Below are 2,217 nucleotides of genomic sequence, written 5' to 3' on the forward strand. Positions count from 1 at the left end.
TTTAGTTTTCAGTACTGGGGAGAGGCGTTGTGTATTGTGTTTTACATGCTTTACACATAAACAATCTGTACCTTGAAGGGTTCCAATTAGCTCTTTCACTCATCTTAGCACCTGGAAGAAAATCAGTAGATTCATAATTACCTACACGCATTAGCTTACTCTTACATTTAGGGCAATTAGGTAGAGTCCAGTAGATCCGATATAATACCCACAAAATCAATATCCCCACAAAGGGTGCAGACGCTAGATTTGTCTGACTAGTTAAATGCTCTATGCCCCCGAGCCGATAACTATAATCGAAGCTACGAGGAAAAAAGTGAAGGCCATAGTTGTCCGATGATATTTTGGAATAGGGATTGGACGTGCCATTTTTAAGAGAACGTAAAGTTCACCCGCCGTGATGTAATGGTGGATAAACTGATTAAAGTTTCACTTTTTAGAAACAGAAGAAAAACCTGACACGGCAGCTACTAACGGTCGGGTGCAACGACTTGTTCTGCCATTTTTGTTAGTAGTGATACCTCGCCTGTGCAACCTGAATGATGTCGTCACAAACTCGATACACCAATCTATGCTCATCTGAAATACGCCTGGACCAAAAACCAGAAAAAGCATGCTTTAAAGGCTCAGGCTTACCGATCCCTTCATATGGGTTGTCTCGACCAATATCAGTCAATAGAGCGTTAATTTTTTTTACCAGTTTACGGTCGTACTGCTGCCAATGGGTGTAATCCTCCCAGGCACGATCAGAGAATTGGATGTTCATAGTAGTTCATCCAAACTCTTTACAACACCTTGACCTTTCTCAAGCTGGGCTATGCCCTCTGAGAGTCTTGTAGCATTCTTCGGGGAGCGTAAAAGGTAAGCAGTCTCCTGCAAAGACTCATAATCTTCCAAAGAAACCATTACTACCGCTTGATCACGCTTGCGTGTAATAATCACAGGGTCGTGATCCTCGCAAACCTGACTCATTGTAGAAGCTAGGTTTTCTCGTGCCGCTGTATAAGTTATAGCTGTCATATGGACAGGATAACGTCCATATCCGATTTGTCGAATATTTTTTGCAGAACGTCATAGCATAGCTACCCTATGGGTGAGCGATGATTGACGAAGGATTTAAGGTTATAATTGTTTGAAAACTTGACTGAAAAGGCGCCCATAGGGTTAGCTACTGTGACTTGTTCGGTATTTTAGTTTAGTATGTTATGTAAATTTTCCTCATGCTCTTCCAGCCAAGATTTTGTGATAAGGTTATAGTTCTCACCTACTTTAGATAAAGGCATGTATCTTATAGAAAGAGGGCGGTTAAGATCATTATTCCAACCAAGTCCAATAGCTAAATACGTCACTAAGTTAGGATCTTTATCATACTCCTTATAGTGCTTGATTTTCCATGTTTTGTTTTTCGCTACTATTTCAATCTTATCTTCACCTAGTTCTGGTTGTATCCATCTATATCTCCACTTACATTCAAATGCGATCCTTTTACCTGAAGGCTTATGTAAATATTCTAAATCTGGTAGTGAGGATGATCTTGGAAAACAATTGATCTCCTCAATATACTTATCACTTCGCCACTCAACTAGCTTGAAATTATTGGCAGAATCTCGTTTATCTATTAGTCTGACGAGATGCTCTTCAAAACGATCACCAAGCTCTTTGGCTTTCAATTGGCTTGGAGTTGTGACCTCTACTGGTTTCTTCTCTTCAATTATTGAACTAATTTTTTGAGCGGTTTCCTGTTTGGGAGAGGCTCTAGCATGAACTAGGAAAAATATGATAAATCCTATTATCGTAAAGCTTATTGACTGACTAGTGATGTATGGTGATGTGTATGGTTCCAAGTGTGGAAATATGTATGCGGTGGCTAGAAAAGCAACTGCTAGTCGTATCGTGTTTTTCATTTTTAGCCGAACGTAAAGCACACCAACCGCGGACATCGGCCAGTAAGCTTTGGGTTTAAGATTTAAGTTTGGATAATGTGGGAAGTTAGACTCACGCTAAGCTTATCCGAGGTTAGAGACCTTGGATTCAACCTGGAAGTGCACCTTGTTAGTTAGGTGTTAAAAACACAAAGTTTGGGGTCTTTCTGTCGAGTACTTTACGAGGTCTGCTGTTTAGCTTTCTCTCAACTTCAGCTATTTGATCGGCAGTTACCCCTCCGAAATCTATTCGCTTAGGGAAGTATTGACGGATGAGGCCATTGGTATTCTCATT

At 40.5% G+C, this 2,217-nt stretch carries 3 protein-coding genes and 1 pseudogene; all 4 read right to left on the reverse strand.

Going from position 1 to position 2,217, the window contains the following annotated elements; all coding sequences use genetic code 11:
• Nucleotides 1–508 precede the first annotated feature (508 nt).
• Nucleotides 509–766: a Txe/YoeB family addiction module toxin gene (locus tag ABGY95_RS06255; RefSeq protein WP_347440835.1), complete on the reverse strand. Its 258-nt coding sequence runs from the start codon at nucleotides 764–766 to the stop codon at nucleotides 509–511.
• Nucleotides 763–1,020: a type II toxin-antitoxin system prevent-host-death family antitoxin gene (locus tag ABGY95_RS06260; RefSeq protein ID WP_178935176.1), complete on the reverse strand. Its 258-nt coding sequence runs from the start codon at nucleotides 1,018–1,020 to the stop codon at nucleotides 763–765. Before ABGY95_RS06260 ends, ABGY95_RS06255 begins: the two co-directional genes overlap by 4 nt.
• A gap of 170 nt (nucleotides 1,021–1,190) precedes the next feature.
• Nucleotides 1,191–1,844 (reverse strand): hypothetical protein, encoded by a 654-nt coding sequence (locus ABGY95_RS06265; RefSeq protein ID WP_347440836.1) that lies wholly within the window; start codon nucleotides 1,842–1,844, stop codon nucleotides 1,191–1,193.
• Between the two features lie 208 nt (nucleotides 1,845–2,052).
• Nucleotides 2,053–2,217 (reverse strand): annotated as a pseudogene (locus ABGY95_RS06270) (IS30 family transposase); the annotation flags it as partial.

Origin of the sequence: Rubritalea sp. (assembly GCF_039830215.1) — a bacterium.
GTDB lineage: Bacteria > Verrucomicrobiota > Verrucomicrobiia > Verrucomicrobiales > Akkermansiaceae > Rubritalea.

Coding starts and splice junctions, on each gene's coding strand:
- ABGY95_RS06255 (WP_347440835.1), bottom strand. CDS start 766: ATGAACATCCAATTCTCTGATCGTGCCTGGGAGGATTACACCCATTGG.
- ABGY95_RS06260 (WP_178935176.1), bottom strand. CDS start 1,020: ATGACAGCTATAACTTATACAGCGGCACGAGAAAACCTAGCTTCTACA.